The organism is Aequoribacter sp., from assembly GCF_965659035.1.
Lineage (GTDB): Bacteria > Pseudomonadota > Gammaproteobacteria > Pseudomonadales > Halieaceae > Aequoribacter.
The window spans coordinates 1-18,235 of record NZ_CBFHWH010000040.1; the positions used below are offsets into that span (position 1 = coordinate 1).

Here is an 18,235-nt window from a genome sequence, read left to right on the forward strand (position 1 = left end):
GCCATGAACCCAATACGGCCCCGAGGCACAAAATCGTCAGTTCTAACCACCAATCGATAAAAGCAAAGCCAAGCAGCGTGAATGCCGTAACGCGACAGGTATGGCTTATGGTCATGTACAGTGCGGTGTTGATCACTAAATATTCTCGATCTTTGGAGTGGCGCATGAGCAGGGCAGTACCTAAAGGTCCTGTGGCACCCAGCGCCATACTGATGGCACTTTGATAAAAACCCAAAAAGACAAAAGTAAATTGTTGGGGTATCGGTAGCCGCGGTTGCGGTATCCACGTTAGCCAAAGCACCCATAACCCGAGTATCAAAGGTAAGTAATGCGTGGGTAATTTACTGTACAGGGCAGCCCCGAGTGATGCCCCAGCGATTGCACCAAGTATCAATGGTCGAATTAAGCTTTTATCCAAGTGCCTCAAGCCCATTGATAAACGCGAGGCGTTGCTCACCCACTGAGTGACCGCGTGCAAGGGAATAATGGCGGTTGCCGGGAGAAAGTTCGGTAACACCGTCAGCAGCATGAGTCCTCCACCTAGACCTGTCGCTCCCGCAAAGGCAGAAGTGAAGATGACCGCTACTGTCATCGGTAACAATGCTTCGGTGCTGATACGGCCTCCTGAAGAGGTTTTTTATGCGCTAGAAAACAAGTATACTGCGCGCCCTGTCTTGCCGGCCACAACGCAATGTGGTCAAAGTATTGCGCCCATAGCTCAGCTGGATAGAGCAACGGCCTTCTAAGCCGTGGGTCCCAGGTTCGAATCCTGGTGGGCGCGCCATCGAAAAAACACACTTATAGCCTCTTTTTGCCTGCATCGGCTCCACGAACTCTTCGCCGTTAACGGGGGATACCATTCATCCCTACAAGGTTGATAATAACGTCCCACCCTTAATTTTTGGGTGAAACCACAAAGCTTGCAATCTCGAGTGCAATGGCTAAAATGCGCGCCTCGGTGCTTGAGCTTTCAAGTACCAAAGTAGTTCGCCCCCCAAGCCGGAATAGCTCAGTCGGTAGAGCAGCTCATTCGTAATGAGAAGGTCGTAGGTTCGATTCCTATTTCCGGCACCATCTTCACGGAGTGTAGTGACTTACGGTATTTAAAATTTTGTCGGTAAAAAAGGTCTTAACACATTAGGCCGCTTTGCCCGCGATAGCCCTTGTTTACGTCAAATTTTCGCAGGAGTTATGCTTTCCTTGGGCAGGGAGTCGATGTGATTGGCCTTTGAACTTGCTCAGTACGTCCTCCAGCTGCTTCAGCGTGAAGGGTTTTTGCAAAAAATCATAGGGTAGTTTTTCGTTGAGCTTCGCTTCTAGTGATTCTTTTGTCTGCCCGGATATTAGAATAACGTTCAAACCTCTAGTCTTGAAATAATCCTCCAAGCTCTTAGCCGCGTGGTACCCGTTCATTGTGGGTAAGACAAAGTCGAGTATGAATATGTCATACACAGGATCAAAAGGTCTGGGAGAGCACACGCCTCTTTGTGTCTGAAAAAAATCTAAACAGGCCGCAATTGTTTGAAAAATTCGGCAAGAGATACCTAGAGTAGAAAAGAAAATTTCTAAAGCGCGAGTGACCCCAGGGTCGTCGTCAACTATGTAAGCCATTGTTTTTAGTGGTTTTTCGGGGGGGGGGGGGTGACTTATCCACTGTTTTGTCTCGAGATGTTACTCTCGAAATAGTAACTTTGTTTCTAAAATTTGCGAATTGCATATCTTATTTTTAATTAATTTTAATGCTAAACCTACACCCAGAAGAGCTAATTGAATGGATCGCATGTTGTTGGTTTGTCAGGCTGATGCAGTTACCGATCATCCTACGACGCTTTTTCGGATGATTTGTCATAGTCATCAGTCAGGACGAGACGGTATGATATGCGGCGATGCTTCTGGACTTTATTCAGCCTGCATCTTATTGATTACAGACTAGCGCGGCTGAGACTGGTCGAGCAACCCAGCAATATTAGGCCTTGATCTCAAAAAGTAGATAACCATGAAGCTAGCTTCTTCTGCACAAGAATTAATGCAACTTATCCAATCGGGTAACCGAGTTTGGTGCCATTCGATGGCGGCGACCCCCGTGCCGCTACTTGACGCCTTGGCGCAGCGCGCGCTCGAATTACAGGATCTTACGGTAATGCAGTTGCATCTTGAGCATGCAGAATCCATCTGCACGCCCGAGCTGCAGGGGCACTTGCGCAATCGCTGCTTCTTCGCGGGTGAATCAACACGGGCGCTTATAAACAGTGGCCAGGCAGATTACGTGCCCTTGTTTTTGTCGGAACTACCCAAACGTCTTCGCTCGGGCGATGAGCGTGTTGATGTCGCTATGATTCAGGTTTCCCAGCCAGATGCACACGGTAACTGTTCGTTAGGCATATCGGTAGAGGCAACAGCGGCAGCAGTGCAATCCGCATCAAAGGTGGTTGCCATGATCAATCCTCAAATGCCGCGTACTCACGGAGACAGTTTCGTAAACATTCGCCAGATCGATACTGCGATTGAGTGCGATTGGCCCTTGATCGAGCACCCCTACCAAGAGCCCACGGAAATACAACAAGCCATAGGGCGCAATATTGCGGGGCTTATTGACGATGGTGACTGTCTGCAGATGGGAATCGGAGGTGTTCCTGATGCTGTGTTGGAGCAACTGGCCGATCGCAAAGATTTGGGCGTCCACACCGAAATGTTTTCTAATGCTTTGCCTAGGCTTATAGAGCTGGGTGTGGTTACGAACAGCCGCAAAAAGAAACAACGCGGTAAATCCGTCACCGGATTCGTGATGGGCAATAGAGCGCTTTACGATTTTGTTGACGATAACCCCAGCGTTGCTTTTTTGGACATTGAATACGTGAATGACCCAACCATCATTGCGCGAAATGATCAGGTTGTGTCCATAAACAGCGCCTTGCAAGTCGATTTGAGCGGTCAGGTCTGCGCGGATTCGTTGGGTACACAAATTTATTCGGGTGTTGGCGGACAAGTCGATTTTGTGACGGGCGCCGGTTTCTCTAAGGGGGGTAAGTCCATTATTGCGCTTCCAAGCACCGCCAAGGGTGGGGCGATGTCAAGGATCGTGCCGACGCTGGCCGCCGGGTCAGGTGTGGTTACAACCCGAGCTCAGGTCGATTTCGTGGTCACTGAGTTTGGTGTGGCTAAATTAAAAGGTTTGTCGTTGCGCGAGCGAGCCGAGGTGTTGATATCTATTGCCCACCCGGATTTTCGGGATGGCCTCAGTTCTGAAAACAGTAGGTAGCGGCGTGCCACATTCGTATTACACTGAGCGCAACGGAGCTAGCCCCTGGTGTCTCCTGTGCTCGTTCTCGGTTGGCGTACAATAGCCGTCAATACTCTGCAACGCCAACGTTAAAAAAGCTCACTTGGCCCTTGACGATGATCGTAACGGCGGTGCCAATACTCAGTTTTCAGTTTCTACTTGGTGTTTAAGCACCATTTTTAGTTCCGCATTTGCTGCTGGTGAGTTACCAGAGGCTATCGCAATCATTAATACGATTAAGACGACAATAATGGCCGAAGAGGAAGCTTTCTTTTTGCGTTGCTGTTTGCTGGTTGTTTTTTTGTTGTCCATGATCGTAATTCCTTAGTGAATTTTGACAGCATTTGCCCGAAGCGACTTGCGAAACAAGTCGCGAAAAGCACCCTTAAAGGGAGTAAATAAGAGGGGTTGGAAATGAGAGGGCTGTTGGTGATTAGCTAGCTCATTTCTGCCAACCGTTGCTCAATATTGTTTAGCAATGGGGCGAACTTATTTTTGGCAGCGCGTTTATTTAAGAAGTACGCCCCCACAACCAGCAAACCAACGCAGGCGTAATACCAATACATGCCCGTCGATATTTGAGGGATACCTTGTTCATTCACATTTGCCCCTAGCGTGATGAGGACAATTGCCACCGTCAGCGGAGCTAAGTACCACCATACAACGGACTCCAACATCTGTTTTTGTTGCTGAATCTTTTGTTTTTCTTGGACTAAAAAATCCTTAACGCTACTGCTCTTTTTGGTATCTACTTTTTTCGCAGATATCAGTCGATATGGGATGTACATGCAAGCGACAATCGCGATGATTAAACCAATGCTCTGCATCGTGCTCGCTGAATTTAACAAAGTCCATAGCCAAACCGGGATAAGAAATACTGCGATTCCAATCTCGAGAAAATCGCGACGTTTAATCTCTTTATCAATCTTAGTGGTTTGTTGCTCAATCATATCTATCACCTCGGTTAAACTATCAGGAGTTGATTGAGTTTCAATGGCTTGTTGCCAGTCTTGCTTTAAGTCATCTAGCTGCACATCAATCTCCTATGTAATTGGTTTCAAATTCATTTTTAATGCGCTTAATACGCGACCTAACGGCATTGGAACTTATACCAAGAACTTTGGCGCTATCATCCGAAGATAGCCCATCTAAGTACATCATCAGCAAGCTCGCATCTGTGTCACTTAGCCCATCCATAAAGAGATTAAGAATGTCTGCCTGGCAGCTTTCCTGCGCGGGCTGAAGTTCTTGCATTGATTGGTGTAATGGAGACTGTTTAATCTTTTTTTGTTTCGCTGCTGCTCGTACAAATGTGCAGGCCGTATTCAGTGCTACTTTAAAAACCCAAGTCTCTTGTTTCGACTCGCCACTAAACGATTCGAAACTTCTCCAAAGCTGCAGTAAGATTTCTTGATGCAGGTCGTCATATTCGCCGTCATGACTATATCGGGACGCGATGTAGCGTATGCGTCCTTGGTTGTTGATAATCATTTGTTTGAATTCTTTACGCATCTGTATCTGCATATTGCCAATTGGTTAGATAGTTAATGAGTCGCTGATAAAACACGATTGTGTCACGCTGGATAAAGTTTTTTGTCATTAACGTATTCGCAATCATTAAAGCACCTAGTTTCCGTGCCATCACCAAAAGCACTTTGAGTCGAAAGCCACGCAGGAAATAGACCAAGCATCGCAAGGATTGGGCCGTGTCAAGGATCGTGCCGACGCTGGCCGCCCGGTCAGGTGTGGTTACAACCCGAGCTCAGGTTGATTTCGTGGTCACTGAGTTTGGTGTGGCTAAATTAAAAGGCTTGTCGTTGCGTGAGCGAGCCGAGGTGTTGATATCTATTGCCCACCCGGATTTTCGGGATGGCCTCATTTCTAAGTGTATTGGGTAGCCTCGCTTTACATTCGTGTTACCCTGAGCAAAAAGGAGATAGCCCATGTTGCCCCCAATGACCCTGCTGGGTTGGATTCACACCGTGCTCGGAGTGCTAGCGATAGCCAGTGCCGTGATTTGTTTATACCGTTACCACTTTTTATCGGTGAGCACCCGTTCGGGGAAGATTTATTTAATCGTGACGCTGTTGGTTGCCGGTTCTGCTTTGGGCATCTACAACCAAGGTGGCTTTAATATTGCCCACATTCTGGCGATTTTGACGTTAGCTGCGGCTGGGTTCGGTTATGTTATGGAGCGCTGGAAACCTCTGGGTGGTCTATCTGTTTACGCTCAGGCGCTGGGTTACAGCTCCACGTTGTTGTTCCATATGATTCCGGCCATTACCGATTTTTTACGGCGTTTACCTGTCGGCGACCCCTTTGTCGATTCGTTTACCCACCCTTTGCTGCAGGGCTTTCACCTGGCGTTTTTGGTGTTGTTTTTGGTGGGTTATGGGTGGCAATGTACACGTCTTCGACTCGCCTCACAGATCTGACCTATGGCTCGGAAGGGGCTTTTTTTATGCCCAGAGCTTGCGCTTGGGCGCACACCTGTGTTCAATCAAGGTCCTCGATTTTTACGACAAGGTAAGGTCAATGCATAAATTCAAGCAGGCTTGTGTGGGTATTCTCGTCAGCCTTTTATGTTCCACTGTAGTGATGGCCAATGACGCTCCTGTTGCGGTCATCACTGGCAGTTCTTATGGCTTGGGTGCGGAGTTGGTGGATCGAGCTGTGGCTCGCGGGTGGCGCATCGCGATGGTGGATTATCGCCCAGGTCCCTCGGCCACCAAAGCGCAAGAGATTAAAGAGCGGGGTGGTCAGGCCGCCGTGTTTGTCGCTGATCTATCCGAGCCAGAAGACCGAAAAGGTCTGATCAAAGAAGTGTTGAAGACTTTTGGCCGGGTGGATTATCTGTTTAACAACGCAGGTTACGCATATCTTGCGACCGTTGAGCAAATGAAACTTCAGTCTGCGCATCGCCTGTTTGAAGTCAATTACTGGGCTTACGCTGATTTGGCCAAGCAGGTGATTGAACCCATGCGGAAACAGGGCGGTGGCACTATCGTCAATGTTTCATCAATTTTAGGTACAGTGGCAGCGCCGGCTGGATATGGGCACTACAGCGCGAGCAAACACGCGCTTCACGGCTTGTTTCAAGCGATGGTGAAAGAAGTTGCACCCGATAATATAAAGGTGTTTTTGGCGGCCCCCGGTGGCATGAAAACTCAAATCGGCGCCCATTCGGTGGGGCCTCTAGCCAACCCGGAAGCTCCGGTGCCAGCAAATTGGGAGGATCCAGGCATTGTGGCCGATGATATTTTCGAGGCTATCAAGGGCGAATCAGGCGTATTTATGCCCGGCTATGTAGGTCGGCAAGGCCGTTGAGCTGGGTGCTACCTCAGACAGCGAACAAAATAACAAGGAAAGTCATAATGATTAAAGTTCATCATCTCAACAATAGCCGTTCGCAGCGCATTCTGTGGTTATTAGAAGAGCTAGAGCTTGACTACGAGATCGTATTTTACCAGCGTGATGCGGTTACGAATTTGGCGCCACCTGAGCTAGAAGCCGTGCATCCTTTGGGTAAGTCACCCATGATCACCGATGGCGACCAGGTTGTTATCGAATCAGGCGCTATTATTGATTACGTGATCCGCAAGCACGGCCAAGGACGTCTGGCTCCAGCCGTGGGCACGCCCGCACATGAAGAGTACCTGCAGTGGCTGCACTATGGCGAGGGCAGTGCCATGCTGCCATTAATGCTGCAGATGTACACCAATCGTTTGCCCGACGGTGGCGCCGCGCTGACAGATAGAATACACGGTGAACTTGATCGCCATCTGGGCTACATCAATCAGGCCTTGGAGGGTAAGGACTGGCTTGTCGAAAACCAGCTATCCGGTGCGGATATTCAGCTATCTTTTGTCGCTGAGATTGCGCCCTTGTTGTATCCCCAAGGAAAATTTCCTTGGCTTGATCAATTTCGGGTGCGTCTGCAATCACTCGATACCTATCAGCGCGCACTTGAGCGCGGGGGTCGGTATGATTTCGGTCCGAGTCAATAGTCTGGCTTTAAACTTCATCTTTGGGTTTAGGAGTTGAACATGACAAAAGTACGCGGTCTAGTTTGTTTGATAGCACCACTGCTTATGTTGCAGTCTGCCATGTTGCACGCATGGTCCGACCATGCCTCTCTGGCGTGGCCCTTATTGCGCGTGATGCCTGAGGTGCAAAAGGCAGAGCCTCTGCGTGTCGAGACATTAAGCGAGTTTGTAGTGGCTGAACGCTCGGCGATTGCGGAACTCCTGTTAGATCATGAAGAATGGGCGAGACAGAATCTTGAACACTATGCGGCTCTACCAGCGGAACTGGTATTCGACCCTGCAACAGCCGACGCCGACCTTGAGATCGCTTTTTTGAATGCCATTCGTATAAACCCAACGCGTTCGTATCAACCCTATCGCCAGTTGATGAGCTTTGAGCCCGAAACGGAGCAAGAGGCATTAATTGCGGTGTCAGAATTAACCTTTTTACAAGGCACGATTGCGAGTAATGATTCGCGCTACCTCAGTCTGGCCAGCGGCGATTTCGTCAGTGCAGCGGCGGTTGTTGCCACGGCGTCTGATGAACCTGATTTTGGGCTCGATATTGGTTTGTATGCCGATAACGGCACCGAGCACGGCAAACGCTATGGGTTTGGCAATCAACCGTTTGGTAACCCCAATTTGGAATACGGTTCGCAAGCGCCGTTTCACATGGGCTTTTATCATTTGGATTGGCTGACCTCGTTGGCGCAGCCGGGATTGTTGCAAACCTATCCGCTGTACCGTACCGAACTATACCGTAAGCTCGCAGTGTTGGCGTTCAGTAATGGGCACGACTACTGGGGCTGGCGTTTTATGGGCTGGGGTTTGCACTATGTGGGTGATTTGGCTCAGCCCTACCACGCGGTGCCGTTACCCGATACGGGAATTCTTAAAAGCTTATGGATCGTAGCCACCGGAAAGACCGGCGAAGCCCTGCAGCTGGTGTCAAACCGCCATGGTGTGATAGAAGCTTTTCAGAAAGCGGTTGTTGCGAACGCGCTGGTTGATCAAGATTGGGATCAATCCACATTGCGCGAAGTGGCACAGTTAAGCCCAGGCGCGTTGTGGGCGCAAAATACCCTAGTGCAAGAGCTCACGCTAGATGCGGCGGCCGGTGCTGCTGGCTTAGACCAAGCCCTGGTGAGGTACGCACCGCCCAAATTGGTATCGGATCCAGCTTTTGAGTTCTCACAATCGCCCGAGGAGAGTGCTATTTTGGCCGCCATTGCTGTGCAGGGCGAAGATGCCGAGGCGGGATTAACTGCGAGCTTGAATCAGCAAATGCAACGTTTTACCTTCTTTGCTCAGGCGTGGATTCGTGGAATCTTAAACTCTTAATGAAAGCCTTAAGAATTAGATAAGAAATAGGTCATACATTACGCTCATCCAGTCCAAACAGTGGTGAGTGTATGACCAATGTAGAATCCTCGAGTGTCTTAACTGTTGCTAAGACGTCCGCTCAAGCGTCAAGCGCGATGTTACAGCACTTGCCAGTATTGGCTTTGGTTTCTAAATTTACGCCGGCTCGTGAGCGAGTCGAACGCTTTATTTCTCAGGTTTTTCAAGCCAGCTTTAACGCCAAAATTATGACCTATGCGCCTGATTTACTCTATCTAGAGCATGACTCACGTATTCAGGCCGCTTTGGGATTGCGTTGGGCCGATAAAAATCCCTTATTTTGCGAAAACTATTTGGAAGGCAGCGTCCTTGACGCCATTGGTGATCCACTGCTTGATCGGGGTGATGTTGTCGAACTGAGTAACCTTGCCAGTATGACCCCAGGTGCGGGTGCTCAATTATACGTATTGGCCGCTGTCGCACTGGATTTGGCAGGATGCAAGCAGCTGGTATTTACGGCGAACGAAACCGTGCGCCGCTCTATTACGCGCGGCGGATTTAGCGCGCGTTTCTTAGCAGATGCCAAAGTTGAGAAGATCACAGGCGCTGATCGATGGGGAAGTTACTATCAAGGTTGTCCGCAAGTCATGGTGGCCGACATTCCTGCTAGTGCTGCAATTATTCGGTCGAATCCGCTGGTGGCCCCTTTGTTAAATATTGCTATGCCCTCCATGAAGCAGTTTGCTCTTGCTTGGAACCAAGCTTAACCGTGGGGCTCATGCTCGAAATTCTTGAGGCGCGCGATCCGAGTGAGACACTGATTTATGCCTCACAAAGCGAAGTTTCGTGTGCTCGATTCATCGAAGCCGTAACGGCGGCTAAGCAATGGCTGACGACCCAGCAAGTTTGCCGATTAGGCTTGCTGTTGGATAACGAGCCTGCATGGCTCGTCTGGGATTTGGCCGCGCAAGAATTAAATCTATGCTTGGTGCCCTTGCCGACATTTTTCAGCGAAGAGCAAATCGCACATATCGTAGTCACAGCGGGCTTAACTCATATTGCCTTTAACGACGCGCATGCGGGTTTGTTGGAAGGGTGCGACGCTTTGCGAGAGCACGCGCTTGAGGGTGACTTATTGGCGCGCTGTAAGATTCGACAATATGAGCCTGTCAAGAAGCCGTTGCTGCCAAACGATACGCATAAAGTTACCTTTACTTCTGGCTCTACCGGAACGCCCAAGGGTGTGTGTTTGTCCAGCGAGCATTGTTTATTGGTGGCTAAGGCAATTGCCGATAGAGTGCTACAAGACAAGCCTAAACATTTGTGTACCTTGCCCTTATCGACCTTACTCGAGAACCTGGCAGGTATTTATCAGACCTGGATGCGAGATGGCACCGTGGTGTTGTTGCCTCTCGCTGAGCTGGGTTTTGATGGCGGTCGCTTAACCAGTTTTGAATCGTTTATTGGTGCTATTAATCAGGCACAACCCAATTCGATGATCACTGTACCTGCGCTGTTGATGGCCCTGGTTCAGGCCGGCCAAGCGGGCATGCCCTTGCCCAACAGCTTCACTTTTGTCGCAGTTGGCGGTGCGCGGGTAGCACCCAGTTTGGTTGAGCAAGCTGCAGCTCTTGGCTTGCCGGTTTATGAGGGTTATGGCTTATCCGAGGCCGCGTCTGTCGTTAGCATTAACACGCCAAGTCAAAATCGGGCAGGCACCAGCGGCTGTGTTCTGGATCACCTGAAAGTCATTGCGGAACAAGGCGAGTTGGTCATAGAGGGCCCACTGTTCTTGGGGTATATGAATCAACCCGATAGTTGGGGCAGGACGCGCTATGCGACCGGGGATTTGGGTGATGTGTCCGCAGACGGCTTCGTGCAAGTGTCTGGCCGTAAGAGCAATTTACTGATTACTACCTTGGGACGCAACATCGCTCCTGAATGGCTCGAGGGCGAATTGTTTGCTTCGGGCTTATTCGTACAGTGTGTCATTCTGGGTAACGATCTGCCTTACTGTGCGGCGTTATTGTTCGCGCCAAACACAATAAGTGATGCGCAGATAACAACTTGTATACAAACCCTTAACGCTCGCATACCAGACTATGCACGCGTGCAACGTTGGTTGCGGCTGGATAGTCCTTTGACGGTTGAACAGGGATTTTGGACAGAAAACGGACGTCCGAAACGTCTAGCAATTGCTAACGCTTTTACACAACAGTTAACTCCCAATGAGGATTCTCAATGAGCTTTTATGACGAATTAGTCGCCCAAACCCAAGCTGAACGACAGGCGCTTTTATCTGCGGACTTAGTCAAGGTAGCACTGTCGGGGGAAATAACGATCGACCTTTACGTTGCGTTTTTAACGCAGGCTTATCATCACGTAAAGCACACGGTACCTTTGTTAATGCGATCGGGGTCAGCGGTATCGGGGCGCTACGAATTTTATCGCACTGCGATGGCGGAGTACGTCGACGAGGAGCTTGGGCATCAAGAGTGGGTCTTAAATGACATAGCAGCCTGCGGCTTTGATAAAGAATTTGTCCGTCATGGCCGCCCCACCTTAGCAACAGAGGCGATGGTGGCCTATGCTTACTACACTATTGATCATGTAAATCCTTTGGCTTTTTTGGGTATGGTGCATGTGTTGGAGGGTACCAGCGTCACCGTGGCAGATCAGGCTGCTCAAAAAATACGCGACGTCACAGGTTTGCCGCGCAAGGCATTTACCTATTTAACCTCTCACGGTGCTCTAGATATCGAGCACGTTAAATTTTTTGAAGACTTGGTTAATCAAGTAACCGATGTAAAAGATCAGGCAGACATCATTTACGCCGCCAAGCAGTTTTATGCGCTGTACAAGGGTGTATACGACAGCGTTCTGAATTCTTCAGCGTTAAGTTTGGCAGCAGCATAAGAGGGCAAAGACGTGCAACGCATAGTGATCACGGGTGCGACGGGTGGTTTGGGTGTGGCCTTGGCCAGTCTGTTAGATTCGCAACAGAACGAGTTAGTATTAGTGGCTCGGGATGAAATTGCCTTGGGCGCTTTAAATGAATCGTTGGGCGCTAGGCATCAAACATTCGTGGCTGATCTAGCGTCCTCAATCGATCTGGATAGGTTAATAGAGCAATTATCAAAGCAAAAGATCGACGTGCTGATTAACAACGCGGGTCTGAATGAATTTGGCGAATTTGCCGATTTGTCTCCCGTCATGATCGAACAGATGTTTCAAGTTAACGTCATCGCGCCAATGAAGTTGACGCGAGCTTTGCTACCTAACTTGTTGCGCGATAAAGCAACAGTCTTAAATATCGGATCGGTATTTGGCTACATCGGTTTCCCGTTTTATGCCACCTACAGCGCGACCAAGTTTGCATTACGCGGGTTTACCGAGGCCTTGTATCGAGAGTATAAAGATCAGGGCTTGAATGTTTTATTCGTTGCTCCGCGCGCTATTGCCACAAGTATGAACGACGCACGAACAGAATCCATGAATAAAGAACTGGGCAATATGGCAGATTCGCCGGAGGCGGTGGCGTCACAAATAGTGCAAGCGTTGCAACAAGGGCTCACACGCAAAGTCATCGGATTCCCTGAAAAGCTGTTTGCCCGCATCAACGGTCTTTTACCTAACATCGTAGACAAGGCCTTACTGAAGCAAGTCGCAGCGATGCGAAGATTTGCAAAAAAATAGAAAAATAGAGGGGGATTACAATGAGAGTGTTGTTAGTGGAGGACGAGCATTCACTCGCGCAAGGTGTTGTTGCTGGTCTAGAACGCGAGGGATTCGTAGTGGATTGGGTCGACTCGGGCCGTCTCGCCGAAACGGCAGTTAAAGCAGACCCGCCGGATATTATGGTTCTAGACCTAGGTTTGGGGGATATGGATGGCTTGGATCTGCTCGCGTCGATTCGACAAAAAAGGCATCGTTTCCCGATATTGATATTAACGGCACGCGGGGAGGTAGACGACAAAGTCAAAGGTTTGGATGCTGGCGCGGATGATTACATGGCTAAGCCCTTCGATTTTTTAGAATTGTGCGCGCGCCTCCGTGTGCTGGAACGTCGACTCGGTACGGCCTCTACTAGCACTATTAGTATCAGTAACGTGATATTGCACATCAATACCCATCAGGTTGAAGTAGGGGGTAAAGATTTAGATTTGCCTCGGCGCGAGTACATGTTGCTCAAGTGTTTGATGGAAAATCAAGGACGTGTTGTAACTCGTGACCAGTTAGAATCTAGGCTATATCATTGGGGCGACGAAATATCGAGTAATGCCCTGGAGGTTCATGTGCACCATTTGCGCAAAAAACTGCCCGACGCGTTCATTAAAACGATTCGCGGCTTAGGGTACACGGTTCCTAATCAGTGAGATCGATTCGCCGCACGCTCATCTTTACGCTCTTGTCAGCGTTTACATTGGTGATGTTTATTGCCTCCTTGAACGGCTATTTGGCCAGCATGAATAAAGCTGAGGGTTTGCTGGATGATCATCTTAAACAGCTGGCCGTGGCACTTGCGCAATCGCACAGTGTTTCTTCAGAAACCTTTGAAGACTATGTGTTGGAGTTCGATGATCTCGAGGGCCCCTCTATGATCGCCTATCAGATTATCGAGTCCGGTCGAGTTATTCGGCGAACATCTAATGCGCCTATCGATAGCTGGAGCGACGTCGTTTTGGGGTTGAGCTATCGCAATTTCGGTGACTTTCGGTGGCGAGTTTATGCCTTGGAAGTGTCTGAGACTAAACGAGTGGTTGTGGCAGAACGCGCAGATGTCCGGTTTGTCGTTGCCGAGACTGTGGTGTTGGAATCGATCTACCCTTTGCTAGTTTGGTTACCCTTGCTGGCCGTTCTGACCTGGTTTATCGTGACGTGGGGCTTGCGACCTTTGGCACATTTAAGCCTTTGGATTGGCTTAAAAAAAGAGAATGATTTTACCCCGATTGCACTCGAGCAAACGCCCAAAGAGCTAAGCCAAATTGTTCAATCTTTGAATGGTTTGTTAGGGCGTTTGGGGAACGCCTTTCAGCGCGAAAAGCAATTTGGTGCAGTCGCGGCTCACGAGTTACGCACGCCAATAAGTGTTGCTAAAGTTCACATACATAATCTTAGGTTAAGTTTAAAAGAAGAAGCTAACCTTAAAGCGTTGGATTATGTGGATGAAAGTGTGGGTCGGCTGCAGCGTGTGGTCCAGCAAATGCTCGATTTGAGCCGTACTCAGCCCGAAGTGATTCAGACGCGTTTTGACCCGGTCGATTTGAATGTTGTGATGCAACAGGTATGCGTCGATATGTGGTCTAAGTTTGATCAAAAAGAACAAACGATTGAGTTTCATGGCGCTGAAGCACTGCCAAGAATTTCGGGGGATGGGGCTTTATTGAGCCTTCTATTCGAGAACTTATTGCAGAACGCCAATCGCTATACGCCCAGGGGTGGTCAGATTTGCGTCGAGACGCGATGTTTACCTACGGAAGAAGTTGTGATTACTGTTAACGATTCTGGTCCCGGCATCCCAGAAGACCAGCGTGATATGGTCTTTAAAAGATTTTATCGTGTACACCATGATAACCAGCCTGAGGGCGTGGGCTTGGGGCTAGCCATTGTTGGGCAAATTGCGCGCCTTCATCGCGCCCACATTGATATTGCCAATAATCGCTTGGGCGGTGCGAGCTTTACTGTGACTTTCCCTGCGCCAGAGAAGTTGCAATGAGCGGCCTTTCGGGGTCTCGCGCAATACTCTTGCTGGCGTGGGTGATGGTGTTCAGTACCGACCTCGTCGCAGCGCCTGAGTACAAGATTGAAATTAAGAATCATTTGTTCATCCCCAGTGTTCTAGAAATTCCAGCCAACACTAAGGTTAAGCTCAAAATTGTAAATCACGATAGCACGCCGGAAGAATTCGAAAGCTATGAGCTCAACCGTGAAAAAATCGTCGTCGGGGGTGGCAAAATAACCATTTTTGTTGGGCCTCTGGCGCCGGGTGAGTATCCTTTTTTTGGGGAATTCAACCCCAGAACTGCCCAAGGTGTGGTGATTGCCCAATGAGCATGCTGCTGAACGCCTTATTGTTGGTTTTACGTGAAGTACTAGAAGCAGCGGTGTTATTGAGCTTGCTGTGGAACTTCTCTAAGGTCGCGAGTCTGTCGACTCGATGGGTCATTCCCGCAGCGTTGATGGGCGTGGTTGTAGCGGTGTGCTACGCAGCGGCTATCGAGTGGGTCACAGATTGGTGGGATGGCAGTGGACAAGAGCGAATCAGCGCCATGTTGCACTTGGCGGTTTACCTGCCGGTACTCATTCTGGTTTGGGCGCTGTATCGACCGCTTCCAACGAACTACACCCTAGCGGCTATGGTGGTAATTTTTATTGCCGCTATGATTCGTGAGGGCAGTGAAATAGTCATTTACGTCGGTGCATTTGCCGATGCGCCGAATGTCAAAGGAGCCGTATTTTCTGGTGCGTTGATAGGTGCGGGGATTGCCATAAGCTGTGGGGTTTTGGTGTCGGCTCTTCTGGCCACCTTGACGAGGCAACAAACCCAATTCTGGATTGGTATTTGCCTCGTTTTTGTCGCGTCCGGCATGATGCTGCAAGCCGTCTCGCTACTGGATCAAGCCGGACTGATAGGGTATAGCGACAGAGCCTTCGACCTAGAGTCTTGGGTGTCTGAGCAATCGGTTCTGGGGCAGATGCTGTATGCCGTATTCGGTTACGATTCGCAGCCATCTTGGGTTCAGCTTGGCGTATACGCAGCCAGTTTGACTTTAGCATTTAGCTTGATGTACTCGGCTCGCAGGTTGGCCATTAATGTCTAAGTTTATGAGTCTTGTCTCTTTAATCCTCTCGGGGTTGGTGCTTGTGGCGCAAGCCCACGCCGATGGTATGGTGGTGAGTAAGATCTATCATCCCTACGTCAATCCTCTTGAGTGGGAGATCGAGAGCCAGACTTTTGCGCGTGAGCGCGACATATTGACGGGTGAGGCCAACGATGTATTGCAAAAGTTGGGTTTGGCGCATTCAGTCTCTGAGGGGGTGAAGGCTGAGGCTTACCTGATCGCATCTGACGACCCGATATCGGATGATTTGAACTGGATTGGATTTGAGTTCGAAACCCTCGTACAACTCACTGAGCAGGGCGAATTCAGCTTCGATTATGGTGTGTTGTTTGAGTTCGAGCGAGACTGGCAAGCCAATAATAACGAAGTCAGCTTAAAAGCTCTCGTCGAGCGAGAGTTCGGCAAAGTCAGTTTAACACTCAACCCCGGTGTTGTTTACGAGTGGGGCGATACTCGACGGAGCGAGTTTGAGACTCGGCTGAATGGCCTGGTTCGATATCGCTACCACCGGCACCTTGAACCCGGCTTAGAGGTTCATCTAGGGCAAAATGCCAAGATGATTGGCCCGTCCATGGGAGGGCAATTTCGACTGTCTGGCGACAAAGCGCGATCGGTGAATTACAACTTAGGCGCTTTTTTTCCCCTAGATGAGGATTCGTCTGAACATACCTTTCGTTTTCTGGTTGAATACGAATTTTAGGGCTCTGTAAGGGCTATTCGTCTTCCAAATAGCAAAAGCGCGGTATTTTGCCTTCGGGCGTCTCAACCAGTTCTCTGAACATAGACGCCGGTCTGACCCATAGTGATTCATCGCCGTAACACGTTCGGTAAACCACCAGTTCTTCTTCTGTTTCGGAGTGGCGCGCTACCCCAATAACGCGGTAGCGCGGCCCTTTGTAGTGCTGATACAGACCCGGAGTGATGCTCATTTACGCCTCAATTGCGAAGGTAAGACCGGCATTTTTTTGTAGGCGCTCAATTAAGGCATCGGCCATCACAGCAGCAGGTGTGTAAACACCGCCCTCGCCTAGGTCTGGATTGTGCAGCAGGCACATCGCAGACTCGGCTAACATTTTAGAAGTGGATCCATAGCCGGGGTCTTTGTCGCCTTTGACGCTGGTTAGCAGTAATTGTCCGTTAGTTGCGGTGGCGGCGAATAGTACATCGTAAGAACCCGCCTCGCGTTCCTCTTTGCTGGGGCCTTCGCCGGGCTGCAAGGTGTTTTCAGCGAATGAGTTGTCGTTCGCAACATATTCGGCCGCAGCTTTACCTTGATCGCCATCGCCTGTGAGTAACATCTCGTCGTAGGCAAAATCTTTACCATAGGCGTGTCCTAACAGGAAGTTAGAACGGTGCACGTTTTTGGTGTTGATGGTTGCCATGATAAAGGGAGCCGCCCAGCTCTTGAGCTCTTCGTCGTATTGCGGTTTGTCTCCTCGAGGCTGCTCGGGGCCCTGGAAGCCCTCGGCGAGTGAGAAGGGGTTTGTTAATACGCTGACTAAGCTCGGGTCTTTGGCGACCGACGCCATCGTCGCTCGCAAGCTCGCCACCGTTCCGCCCGAGAAGGAGCCGTTCATCGCGCGGACGCGCCCTTTGATGGTTGCAACGGGCGACCCCGTGACAGCCTTAGCGTGCTGCTGCAGGTGATAAACACCGAGATCGAAAGGAATAGAGTCGAAGCCACAAGAGAAGACAATGCGCGCGCCGCTTGCCTTGGCCGCGTCAGTGTGCTCGTTAATTTTTTGATACATCCAGCTGGGTTCACCGCACAAATCAACATAGTCCGTGCCGTTTAGGGCGCACTGCTTGACTAACTCGTCGCCGTAAAGCTGATAGGGTCCTACAGTGGTAATGACGACTGAGGTGGAGGCAACCATTGCTGCAACAGATTCGCTGGAATCGGCATTCACCGCGACAAGTTCCACCGTTGGGCTGATGCCCATTTCGGCGCGCACAGTGGCAAGTTTTTCCAAAGATCGGCCGGCCATCGCCCAGCGTAAAGGACTGGTACCGTAGCGTTGCTCGATGTACTCCGCGACTAGCCGTCCGGTATAGCCGGAGGCGCCAAATACAATTACGTCAAATTTTCGATCTTGTTTCATGAGTGTCTCCGTTTATTGAGGAACGAACGCATCTAGCGGCTCGTTACAAAGATGGCCCACAATGGGGCTCGATTCAGCACGCTCGAACGCGGCGTCAATGGCGGCGTAACGCTGCTGAACAACTTTTCGATAGTTGGGGTGCGTGAAAATGTAGTGCTCTTTGGCGTTCAGTGCTTCGATCACCCGCTGCCCCACTAAGTCTGGATTGATGCCGTTGGTTACAACCTGCGACATAACGCTGTCGGGATCGGGGAGTTCGATCTCCTCTGCTGTCGTCGTTTGCCCATGGGTCAGTGCTCGATTGCGCTCGGATAAATGAATGTTGGTACTCACAAAAGCGGGGCAAAGCGCAGCGACGTGAATGTTATAGGGCGCAAGCTCCACCGCCCAGGCTTCGCTTAAGCCTGCCACGGCGAGTTTGGTGGCGGTATATTCGCCGCCGTAGGGTACACCCATCATACCTGCCATAGAGGCCACGTTAACGACAAAGCCACCTCCGGCTTGCTTAATCTGCGGCACCGCTGCTTGCATACCTTGCACAACACCTATTAGGTTGACGTCGATGCACCACTGCCAATCGGCGCGGGTATTATTCTCTATAGGACCGGGTTTTCCGCCAACCCCAGCGTTATTGATTAAGGCGTG

General features: G+C 50.0%; 23 protein-coding genes and 2 tRNA genes. 17 read left to right on the top strand and 8 right to left on the bottom strand.

Annotated features, from left to right (window positions below; all coding sequences use genetic code 11):
• On the bottom strand, window positions 1–592 hold a 592-nt coding region (locus ACTF5Z_RS07415; RefSeq protein ID WP_438985088.1), incomplete at its 3' end, for a TSUP family transporter.
• Between the two features lie 115 nt (window positions 593–707).
• Here ACTF5Z_RS07415 and ACTF5Z_RS07420 point away from each other — a divergent pair.
• Both ACTF5Z_RS07420 and ACTF5Z_RS07425 read left to right on the top strand, forming a co-directional pair.
• Window positions 708–784: transfer RNA gene (locus tag ACTF5Z_RS07420), tRNA-Arg, on the top strand.
• Window positions 785–998: 214 nt separating this feature from the next.
• A tRNA-Thr gene (locus tag ACTF5Z_RS07425) sits at window positions 999–1,074 on the top strand.
• Between the two features lie 93 nt (window positions 1,075–1,167).
• Here the strand turns inward: ACTF5Z_RS07425 and ACTF5Z_RS07430 are convergent.
• Window positions 1,168–1,611, bottom strand: a complete 444-nt coding sequence (locus ACTF5Z_RS07430; protein ID WP_438985089.1) for a response regulator — start codon at window positions 1,609–1,611, stop codon at window positions 1,168–1,170.
• Between the two features lie 385 nt (window positions 1,612–1,996).
• Here ACTF5Z_RS07430 and ACTF5Z_RS07435 point away from each other — a divergent pair, with 385 nt between their 5' ends.
• Window positions 1,997–3,259, top strand: coding sequence for an acetyl-CoA hydrolase/transferase family protein (locus ACTF5Z_RS07435; protein ID WP_438985090.1), 1,263 nt, complete (start codon window positions 1,997–1,999; stop codon window positions 3,257–3,259).
• A gap of 162 nt (window positions 3,260–3,421) precedes the next feature.
• Here ACTF5Z_RS07435 and ACTF5Z_RS07440 read toward each other — a convergent pair whose 3' ends face one another.
• From ACTF5Z_RS07440 to ACTF5Z_RS07450, 3 genes are all read right to left on the bottom strand, one after another.
• The gene (locus ACTF5Z_RS07440; RefSeq protein WP_438985091.1) at window positions 3,422–3,592 is read right to left on the bottom strand and encodes a hypothetical protein; all 171 of its coding nucleotides are present in this window, start codon (window positions 3,590–3,592) and stop codon (window positions 3,422–3,424) included.
• 125 nt (window positions 3,593–3,717) lie between these two features.
• On the bottom strand, window positions 3,718–4,314 hold the full coding sequence (locus ACTF5Z_RS07445; RefSeq protein WP_438985092.1) for a hypothetical protein: 597 nt from the start codon (window positions 4,312–4,314) through the stop codon (window positions 3,718–3,720).
• Between the two features lies 1 nt (window position 4,315).
• Entirely contained in the window at window positions 4,316–4,792 is a 477-nt protein-coding gene (locus ACTF5Z_RS07450) for an RNA polymerase sigma factor (protein WP_438985093.1), read from the bottom strand.
• Between the two features lie 194 nt (window positions 4,793–4,986).
• Here ACTF5Z_RS07450 and ACTF5Z_RS07455 point away from each other — a divergent pair, with 194 nt between their 5' ends.
• From ACTF5Z_RS07455 to ACTF5Z_RS07520, 14 genes are all read left to right on the top strand, one after another.
• Window positions 4,987–5,178, top strand: a complete 192-nt coding sequence (locus ACTF5Z_RS07455) for an acetyl-CoA hydrolase/transferase C-terminal domain-containing protein (protein ID WP_438985094.1) — start codon at window positions 4,987–4,989, stop codon at window positions 5,176–5,178.
• Window positions 5,179–5,223: 45 nt separating this feature from the next.
• The gene (locus ACTF5Z_RS07460) at window positions 5,224–5,715 is read left to right on the top strand and encodes a hypothetical protein (RefSeq protein WP_438985095.1); all 492 of its coding nucleotides are present in this window, start codon (window positions 5,224–5,226) and stop codon (window positions 5,713–5,715) included.
• Window positions 5,716–5,815: 100 nt separating this feature from the next.
• Window positions 5,816–6,607: an SDR family NAD(P)-dependent oxidoreductase gene (locus tag ACTF5Z_RS07465; protein ID WP_438985096.1), complete on the top strand. Its 792-nt coding sequence runs from the start codon at window positions 5,816–5,818 to the stop codon at window positions 6,605–6,607.
• A 47-nt stretch (window positions 6,608–6,654) separates the two neighbouring features.
• Window positions 6,655–7,287 (top strand): glutathione S-transferase family protein, encoded by a 633-nt coding sequence (locus ACTF5Z_RS07470; RefSeq protein ID WP_423850628.1) that lies wholly within the window; start codon window positions 6,655–6,657, stop codon window positions 7,285–7,287.
• 39 nt (window positions 7,288–7,326) lie between these two features.
• Window positions 7,327–8,646, top strand: a complete 1,320-nt coding sequence (locus tag ACTF5Z_RS07475; protein WP_438985097.1) for a hypothetical protein — start codon at window positions 7,327–7,329, stop codon at window positions 8,644–8,646.
• Between the two features lie 71 nt (window positions 8,647–8,717).
• Entirely contained in the window at window positions 8,718–9,413 is a 696-nt protein-coding gene (locus ACTF5Z_RS07480; RefSeq protein WP_438985098.1) for a thermostable hemolysin, read from the top strand.
• The gene (locus tag ACTF5Z_RS07485) at window positions 9,398–10,891 is read left to right on the top strand and encodes an AMP-binding protein (protein ID WP_438985099.1); all 1,494 of its coding nucleotides are present in this window, start codon (window positions 9,398–9,400) and stop codon (window positions 10,889–10,891) included. Before ACTF5Z_RS07480 ends, ACTF5Z_RS07485 begins: the two co-directional genes overlap by 16 nt.
• Window positions 10,888–11,562, top strand: coding sequence for a TenA family transcriptional regulator (locus ACTF5Z_RS07490; protein WP_438985100.1), 675 nt, complete (start codon window positions 10,888–10,890; stop codon window positions 11,560–11,562). Before ACTF5Z_RS07485 ends, ACTF5Z_RS07490 begins: the two co-directional genes overlap by 4 nt.
• Window positions 11,563–11,574: 12 nt before the next feature.
• Window positions 11,575–12,342 carry an SDR family oxidoreductase gene (locus ACTF5Z_RS07495; protein WP_438985101.1) on the top strand — a complete coding sequence of 256 codons (768 nt, stop codon included), beginning with the start codon at window positions 11,575–11,577 and terminating at the stop codon, window positions 12,340–12,342.
• A 20-nt stretch (window positions 12,343–12,362) separates the two neighbouring features.
• Window positions 12,363–13,022, top strand: coding sequence for a response regulator (locus tag ACTF5Z_RS07500; RefSeq protein ID WP_438985102.1), 660 nt, complete (start codon window positions 12,363–12,365; stop codon window positions 13,020–13,022).
• Window positions 13,019–14,362: an ATP-binding protein gene (locus ACTF5Z_RS07505; RefSeq protein ID WP_438985103.1), complete on the top strand. Its 1,344-nt coding sequence runs from the start codon at window positions 13,019–13,021 to the stop codon at window positions 14,360–14,362. Before ACTF5Z_RS07500 ends, ACTF5Z_RS07505 begins: the two co-directional genes overlap by 4 nt.
• Window positions 14,359–14,697 (top strand): cupredoxin domain-containing protein, encoded by a 339-nt coding sequence (locus ACTF5Z_RS07510; RefSeq protein WP_438985104.1) that lies wholly within the window; start codon window positions 14,359–14,361, stop codon window positions 14,695–14,697. The genes ACTF5Z_RS07505 and ACTF5Z_RS07510 overlap by 4 nt, the downstream gene beginning before the upstream one ends.
• Entirely contained in the window at window positions 14,694–15,467 is a 774-nt protein-coding gene (locus tag ACTF5Z_RS07515) for an FTR1 family protein (RefSeq protein ID WP_438985105.1), read from the top strand. Before ACTF5Z_RS07510 ends, ACTF5Z_RS07515 begins: the two co-directional genes overlap by 4 nt.
• Window positions 15,460–16,188, top strand: a complete 729-nt coding sequence (locus ACTF5Z_RS07520) for a hypothetical protein (protein ID WP_438985106.1) — start codon at window positions 15,460–15,462, stop codon at window positions 16,186–16,188. Before ACTF5Z_RS07515 ends, ACTF5Z_RS07520 begins: the two co-directional genes overlap by 8 nt.
• A gap of 13 nt (window positions 16,189–16,201) precedes the next feature.
• Here ACTF5Z_RS07520 and ACTF5Z_RS07525 read toward each other — a convergent pair whose 3' ends face one another.
• The 3 genes from ACTF5Z_RS07525 to ACTF5Z_RS07535 form a co-directional block, all read right to left on the bottom strand.
• Complete coding sequence (locus ACTF5Z_RS07525; RefSeq protein ID WP_438985107.1) at window positions 16,202–16,417, bottom strand: DUF1653 domain-containing protein; 216 nt, start codon at window positions 16,415–16,417, stop codon at window positions 16,202–16,204.
• A complete protein-coding gene (locus ACTF5Z_RS07530; protein ID WP_423850580.1) occupies window positions 16,418–17,590 on the bottom strand; it encodes a saccharopine dehydrogenase family protein in 1,173 nt (390 codons plus the stop codon).
• Between the two features lie 12 nt (window positions 17,591–17,602).
• Window positions 17,603–18,235, bottom strand: a 633-nt coding sequence (locus ACTF5Z_RS07535; protein WP_438985108.1) for an SDR family NAD(P)-dependent oxidoreductase, incomplete at its 5' end; no start/stop codon positions are given.

Bases quoted from the DNA above. Each gene is read 5' to 3' on its own strand.
- ACTF5Z_RS07430 (WP_438985089.1), bottom strand. From the start codon at position 1,611: ATGGCTTACATAGTTGACGACGACCCTGGGGTCACTCGCGCTTTAGAA.
- ACTF5Z_RS07435 (WP_438985090.1), top strand. From the start codon at position 1,997: ATGAAGCTAGCTTCTTCTGCACAAGAATTAATGCAACTTATCCAATCG.
- ACTF5Z_RS07440 (WP_438985091.1), bottom strand. From the start codon at position 3,592: ATGGACAACAAAAAAACAACCAGCAAACAGCAACGCAAAAAGAAAGCT.
- ACTF5Z_RS07450 (WP_438985093.1), bottom strand. From the start codon at position 4,792: ATGCGTAAAGAATTCAAACAAATGATTATCAACAACCAAGGACGCATA.
- ACTF5Z_RS07460 (WP_438985095.1), top strand. From the start codon at position 5,224: ATGTTGCCCCCAATGACCCTGCTGGGTTGGATTCACACCGTGCTCGGA.
- ACTF5Z_RS07465 (WP_438985096.1), top strand. From the start codon at position 5,816: ATGCATAAATTCAAGCAGGCTTGTGTGGGTATTCTCGTCAGCCTTTTA.
- ACTF5Z_RS07470 (WP_423850628.1), top strand. From the start codon at position 6,655: ATGATTAAAGTTCATCATCTCAACAATAGCCGTTCGCAGCGCATTCTG.
- ACTF5Z_RS07475 (WP_438985097.1), top strand. From the start codon at position 7,327: ATGACAAAAGTACGCGGTCTAGTTTGTTTGATAGCACCACTGCTTATG.
- ACTF5Z_RS07480 (WP_438985098.1), top strand. From the start codon at position 8,718: ATGACCAATGTAGAATCCTCGAGTGTCTTAACTGTTGCTAAGACGTCC.
- ACTF5Z_RS07490 (WP_438985100.1), top strand. From the start codon at position 10,888: ATGAGCTTTTATGACGAATTAGTCGCCCAAACCCAAGCTGAACGACAG.
- ACTF5Z_RS07500 (WP_438985102.1), top strand. From the start codon at position 12,363: ATGAGAGTGTTGTTAGTGGAGGACGAGCATTCACTCGCGCAAGGTGTT.
- ACTF5Z_RS07510 (WP_438985104.1), top strand. From the start codon at position 14,359: ATGAGCGGCCTTTCGGGGTCTCGCGCAATACTCTTGCTGGCGTGGGTG.
- ACTF5Z_RS07515 (WP_438985105.1), top strand. From the start codon at position 14,694: ATGAGCATGCTGCTGAACGCCTTATTGTTGGTTTTACGTGAAGTACTA.
- ACTF5Z_RS07520 (WP_438985106.1), top strand. From the start codon at position 15,460: ATGTCTAAGTTTATGAGTCTTGTCTCTTTAATCCTCTCGGGGTTGGTG.
- ACTF5Z_RS07525 (WP_438985107.1), bottom strand. From the start codon at position 16,417: ATGAGCATCACTCCGGGTCTGTATCAGCACTACAAAGGGCCGCGCTAC.
- ACTF5Z_RS07530 (WP_423850580.1), bottom strand. From the start codon at position 17,590: ATGAAACAAGATCGAAAATTTGACGTAATTGTATTTGGCGCCTCCGGC.